Source organism: Clostridium sp. ZBS2 (assembly GCF_023845855.1).
In the GTDB taxonomy this organism is placed as follows: domain Bacteria; phylum Bacillota; class Clostridia; order Clostridiales; family Clostridiaceae; genus Clostridium; species Clostridium aquiflavi.
Map to the genome: position 1 here is coordinate 132833 of NZ_JAMQIF010000007.1, position 6446 is coordinate 139278.

At 27.6% G+C, this 6446-nt stretch carries 6 protein-coding genes; all 6 read right to left on the reverse strand.

Annotation, left to right across the window (positions count from 1 at the left end; translation table 11 throughout):
* Positions 1-8: 8 nt before the first annotated feature.
* The 6 genes from NG918_RS05205 to NG918_RS05230 all read right to left on the reverse strand — a co-directional run bounded on the left by NG918_RS05205 (position 9) and on the right by NG918_RS05230 (position 6302).
* A complete protein-coding gene (locus NG918_RS05205; RefSeq protein ID WP_252225093.1) occupies positions 9-1460 on the reverse strand; it encodes a hypothetical protein in 1452 nt (483 codons plus the stop codon).
* A 17-nt stretch (positions 1461-1477) separates the two neighbouring features.
* A complete protein-coding gene (locus NG918_RS05210) occupies positions 1478-1843 on the reverse strand; it encodes a DUF4280 domain-containing protein (RefSeq protein ID WP_252225096.1) in 366 nt (121 codons plus the stop codon).
* A 13-nt stretch (positions 1844-1856) separates the two neighbouring features.
* The gene (locus NG918_RS05215; RefSeq protein ID WP_252225099.1) at positions 1857-3245 is read right to left on the reverse strand and encodes a phage baseplate assembly protein V; all 1389 of its coding nucleotides are present in this window, start codon (positions 3243-3245) and stop codon (positions 1857-1859) included.
* A 310-nt stretch (positions 3246-3555) separates the two neighbouring features.
* Positions 3556-4899: a phosphoglucosamine mutase gene (glmM, locus tag NG918_RS05220; RefSeq protein ID WP_252225101.1), complete on the reverse strand. Its 1344-nt coding sequence runs from the start codon at positions 4897-4899 to the stop codon at positions 3556-3558.
* Positions 4900-5089: 190 nt separating this feature from the next.
* Positions 5090-5386 carry a YerC/YecD family TrpR-related protein gene (locus NG918_RS05225; RefSeq protein WP_252215116.1) on the reverse strand — a complete coding sequence of 99 codons (297 nt, stop codon included), beginning with the start codon at positions 5384-5386 and terminating at the stop codon, positions 5090-5092.
* An 82-nt stretch (positions 5387-5468) separates the two neighbouring features.
* The gene (locus tag NG918_RS05230) at positions 5469-6302 is read right to left on the reverse strand and encodes an AIM24 family protein (protein WP_252225105.1); all 834 of its coding nucleotides are present in this window, start codon (positions 6300-6302) and stop codon (positions 5469-5471) included.
* Positions 6303-6446: the final 144 nt, after the last annotated feature.

The following is a 6446-nucleotide window of genomic DNA, read 5'->3' on the forward strand; positions in this document are numbered from 1 at the left end:
AATTTATTTTATCTTCCTAGTTTTACGATACCTTTTATATTATTTTCTTCTTTAAGTTGTATAACCTCACTTGGATTTACACTACTTCCTACACTTCTAGTTATAGTTACACAATTTTTTGCTGATATGCTTATACTTTTGGGCTTTACTGGATTTTTCTTAGCATTGAAAGGTGCTTTACTTCCAACCTCAGCTTTCTTACTAGCAGATAAATTTATATTACTTCCTGATATACTTACACTTCCATTACTACTTAATGTAACCTGAATACTTTTTCCATCATCTTGAGCTATTTGAATCATATCTGGTGACATTAAAAGTTCTTGTCCATTTTCTGTAGAATAAGATTTATTGCTTGGATTTGATATTTTGTTATAATATTTAGCATTACTTTCAGCGCTTCTTATGGCATTAGTTACATTAACTTTTCTTTCATCACCAGTAAAAAAAGTAATGTGAACTTTGCTCCCTACCATAGGCATAACATAAAAGTTGCTTATTTCTCTGCAATAATCAAACCACTTATTACTTGCATCATCTTTATAATTATCATTTATACAAAAATAAATTTGCATTTCATTGTTTTTTACATTCTTAACAATGCCTTCTAAGCTGGCTCCTTTAAGCTTATGATTGATCTTGTATTCTGTAATTATTCCTTTTAGAAATTTTAATTCATATGTATAAATGATTTCACCTTTTTTAATTTTCATCTCTACTTTATATACACAAACCTTTTGACCATAATAAGTAAACTCAGTTCCTAATGGAAAATATTCTTTATTATCTAACTTCCATCCTATAAAATCCTGCTCATATAAGCAGTCCTTTGTTACACTCTGCATAGTATTAAAAAAATCAAATTTCTTCTCTATTTCATTAAATGAATTTTCTAAAACATACTTATTGCTTACATTTTCTACTCCAAAATGAAATCTAATTACATCACTGCCACTATCTACTACAAGTACACTTTTAAAATGTGATGCTAGACGTTTTAAAAATTCAAAGTCTGTTTCTTCATACTGAACAATTAAATTATCAATACTTTTTCCTTCTGTTATATTGTCTTTAAAGATATAATTTTTATATTTACTCAATGTTTCATTAATTACATTCTCATATGTAGATTTTAAATTTATAAAAGCATGGTTATTTCTTTTTATATCTAAATTATAAGAATAAGATATTGATTTTATATTTAAGTATGATAAATGATTAATACAGCTTATTTTAAGCTCTATTATTTTTCCAACATAAATTGTACTGTTGTTTATAATAATCTTAATTTGTTTATTTTCTGTATCTTCATTTAAGTACTTATCCACATTATTTTCATCTATAAGTGCTTTAATATTAAAAGTATGATGTTCATTAATTTCTGCTTTAAAGTTTAAATCTTCAATTTGTAAAATTTCATATGGTAGTTCTACCTGTATATTTTCATAATTCATAATCATTTAAACTACCTCCTTTATTACTTTCTTTGACCATCATCAGATATTTTTATTAATCCACCATATAAACAAGTCAATTCACATCCACTATTTAATGCCAATTCTCCATTCAAATACACATCTTTTTCGCCTTTCATCCACTTATTACATATGGATGGCTTACATGGTACTGGCTTCATCCCATTTTTAATAACTTCAGGATTTTTTTTGCTTTCGCATAGTGGAAATGGTGTAATATTTATATCTGGTTTATTATCTGCAATTGTAAGCATTGCTTTTCCATGAAGTTCTAAGTTTTCATTATCTGGTGATTTATTTAGTACACTTTCTCCAATTGCCTTAGAGCACTTTATCTTAGCTTTATCCACGACATATGATATTCCCATTGATTACACCCCCTTAATTAATTTTCACCTTTGTTCCATTAAGTACTACATTTCCTCCATTATCTAAAGCGACTTTTCCACCTTTATCACAACTAAGCTCTACATTATCTTTACCTGATACAACAACACTGTCTTCTGCTCTAATAGAAATATTTTCACTTGCATTTAAACTTATACTTCCTCCTGATATACTTATTCCCCCTCCGCTGCTTAAAGTAATTGTTGCACTGTCATTAGCTGAAATTGTAATACTATCTTCACTAAAAATTATCTTCTTTCCATTTATAGTTGTTATATACTTAACAGATGGATCTGCATTTATCTTATGTATACAGCTTATTGCAAATGCTTCATTTTCATCATGGGTTGGGAAATATACTCTTGCTCTATCATTAATTTCAGGCATAAAGTACCATCCACTTCCATCAGGTGATGCAGCTATTGTTGAATATTTAAACCAACAATAATCACTATTTTCACCTTTTCCGTCTATATCCAGTTTTACTTTTATTTCATCACTTGAAACATCGGTGACAGTTCCTTCTAATGATATTCCTTGTAATTTTTCATTGTATATTCTGCATTGATTTTGTCCTTGGCTAGTTTGTAAATCATAAGTAGTTTCTAATATTCCATCTTCTATTTCATAAGTTAATTTAGAAATAGAAAAAAAGTGCCCCTTAAAATTAACGCAAGCACCTAATTCCAAAATATCATGACTTTTTACGTTATAATTTATATACTGATTTTCATAAGAATCTGGTAAATCATTTTCTTTAATTTTTTCATATTTCTTTATTAATTTAGTAACAGTATATTCATAAGCTTCTATACTTTTAGGGTATTCATCTGGTGTGCCTAAATAATAATGAACTCCTTCTAAAGTGCTATGTGGAAAAAGACCAACATTATAATAAGATGCAACCCTTTTTACAAATTCCCAATCTGTTTCGTTATATTGAAGCCATAATCTATTTGTTGTTTGATAAGGTATATTTATATTGCATGATCCGTAAATGTATTTATTGGTAATGTTTTGTATAAAATCATATATACTTAAATCTTTATTTTGAAAAGAACGTGTTCTTCTTGTAATATCCATTAAATAAGTGTAGCTTTCAGCTTTTACATGCAATTCAAAATATTCTGCAACCCTCTTAATTTTTATTTCTGTGATTATTCCAAAATATAAAGGTTTCTTTTCTTCTCCTTCAAATGTATAAACTTCAATTGGAGTATTACACTTTGTATTAATATCCTTATCTTCTTTCTCTTGTGGTAATATCCCAACTAAATTTAATGTACTATGTTCATTAATCCCAGCATTTATTTTTAAGTCCTTAATATAAAGTAACTCAAAAGTAGATATCTTTAATTCCTTATAAGTTATAGCATCATTCATATTTAATCTCCTATATTTCTTTAATTCATAACTAATATTTTTATTGAATTTTTTCTTATTTTATCTATATATTTACATTTTCGGTTATTTATATAATATTCTTTAACTTTTTCAATAAATTCCTTTATAGTTTTTTTATAAAAGTTAAATTTAACTGTACTTTTTTAGTATTTTCGCTTTCAACCATTTACTGGGAATTGATCATTTATACCATAAAAATAAAAAAGAACCATCATAAAATGATTCTTAATCACCTTATGATGGTTCTTTACAAATTTATTAGTCTCAAATTTACTTATATATAATAATTTTATATTTTAGATAAAATTAAGTTAGCTAGACCATGAGCCATTTCATCTATTTCTGCTTGGTTTTCACCTTCTAGCATAACTCTAACTAATGGTTCAGTTCCTGATGGTCTTATTAAGACTCTTCCTACACCATTTAGTTTTGCTTCGATTTCTTTAATAGCTTCCACTATTTCTGTATCTTCTAAGTATATGTTCTTTTTATCATTAGGAACAGTTGCATTAACTAAAACTTGTGGTAATTCTTTCATTACAGAACATAATTCTGATAATGTTTTTTCTTTCTTTTTAACTATTGATGCAATTTGAAGAGCTGTAACAAGCCCGTCTCCAGTTGTATTATAGTCTAAGAATATAACATGACCTGATTGTTCTCCGCCTAACACATAGTTGTCCTTAGTCATTTCTTCAAGAACATATCTATCTCCAACTTTTGTTTTTTCAAGCTTTATTCCTAAGCCTCTACATGCAATATCTAAACCTAAATTACTCATAACAGTTACAACTAAAGTATCTTCCTTTAGTTTACCTATTTCTTTTAGATAATTTGCACATAACATTAATATGAAATCACCATTTATTAATTTACCATTCTCATCAACTGCTAAACATCTATCAGCATCTCCATCAAATGCAAATCCTAAATCGCAGCTTTTTTTAACAACATAATCCATAAGTTCTTCTGGGTGTGTTGAACCACAATTTTTATTTATATTAGTTCCATCTGGATTATCATTAATTACAAAAACATCAGCACCTAAATCTCTAAATGCTTTTACAGCAGATTTATAAGATGCACCATTAGCGCAATCTAGTGCTATTTTCATTCCTTTTAAATTATAAGGAATTGTTTGTTTTGCAAATTCTGTATAATCTTCTAATGCCGCAACTTCGATTCTTTCTCTTCCTAAGTCTATGCCAATAGGACTTGGTACTCCTTCAAAATCACTTTCAATTACTCTTTGAATTTCATCTTCTAATTCATCAGAAAGTTTATATCCTTTATTATTAAAGAACTTTATTCCATTGTATTCTACTGGATTATGAGAAGCTGATATCATTACACCTGCATCTGCATCATATTTTCTTGTTAAATATGCAACTGCTGGTGTTGGAACTACTCCTAATATTACTGCTTCTGCTCCAACTGATAATATACCTGCAACTAAAGCAGACTCTAGCATGTCCCCTGATATTCTTGTATCCTTAGCTACTAATATTTTTGGCTTATGTGCACCTTCTGTTAAAACGTATGCACCAGCTCTACCTAAGTTATAAGCCATTTGAGCTGTTAACTCAGTATTAGCAATTCCTCTAACTCCATCAGTTCCAAACATTCTATCCATATTTTTACCTCGCTTTTTTATTATCTCATATATCTGATTACTATATTATTATGAAATAATAGTAAATTTGATAATTATCTATTTAAGTTGATAATTTTTTTAATTTTATATATAACAGTATAATGTTTTTCATCAATATTGACAATGTTTTAAGTATCTTTTAACTATTTATAGCAAAAGTTTAATAAATTTATTTTTCTAATTTTTCTAAAATTGTTTTATAACCATTGCTACCATAATTTAAACACCTATTCACTCTACTTATAGTTGCTGTACTTGCCCCTGTTGCTTCTGCAATCTCAGTATAAGTTTTTTTACTATTTAAAAGCATAGCAACATAAAATCTTTGAGCTAATGATTTTATTTCATTGATTGTAGCTACATCTTCAAAAAAGTTATAACATTCATCTATATTTTCAAGTTCTAAAATTCCTTTAAAAAATAAGTCTAATTCTTCGCTTTTAATTTTCGAATCTGACGAACTCATTATCTCTCACCTCTTTAATTATTTCATCTTTAAATATTATAACTTTAACTTCTTTTCTTTACAACTTTAATATATCAAAGCATTAATTTTCCGTATTTCTTTCTTTGCTTGGCTTAGTCATTTCTTTAAAGCTTTTAGTTCTCATATCGTCATATATAGCTTTAGTTGGAATAAGCCATACTTCTCCCGTACCTCTATATACATTAACAAAACCTTCACCACTTGTTATAGCACCTGTAATAGATTTAGATGATTTTTCTACAGAAAATTCAATATTTCCAGTCCTTAAAATCGCAAAATTTCCATCTACTTTTAATGTATCGTCTATTAATATACATTTAAATATTTCAGTCTCTGGAACAGGTATTTCTAATGCAACTATTCCATTACCGCTTATTTTAGTTTGACATAATCCTTCATTTCCTAAAAATGCTGAAGATAAATTTCTCTGTATTGATGCTCCTACCTCAATTCCATCTTCACAAGCACAAAACAGTCCGTCATCTACAATTATTTCGTCATCTTCTAATTCAATTAAAGCAAAATGTCCAAAGGATGGTTCTAAGAATATTTCTCCTGAACCTTTATAAATTGGCTTAAACATAGTTTCACCAGTTAATTTACTGGTAATAAACTTTTTACCTAAACCAAATACCCCACCTATATCACTTTTAATATCTATATTACCTTTCATGTAGCTCAAAAGACCTGATTCTAGTTTTACTGAGCTGTCATCAAGTATTATTCTTATTTGTTTTAATTTTATATTACTTTCATTAATTACATTTAATCCAAAAGCTGTTTCTAAATCAGTAGCTCCATTTAAATCACTATATTCTAAAATTTGAAATTTTGAATCATTCTCCATTTCAGTTAACATAGTTAATTTGTTGGTTATATTTAAAGAACTTCTCAAAGCAGTTCCCCCTTTAATATTATAATAATTATTTATTAACCTTGACTTTATTATCGTTTATTATTCATTTATACTATAGCTTTGATCAATAACATTCCAAATTCAGCATCAACTTATTTAAATCTAAGGCTATGTTTTAGCAGA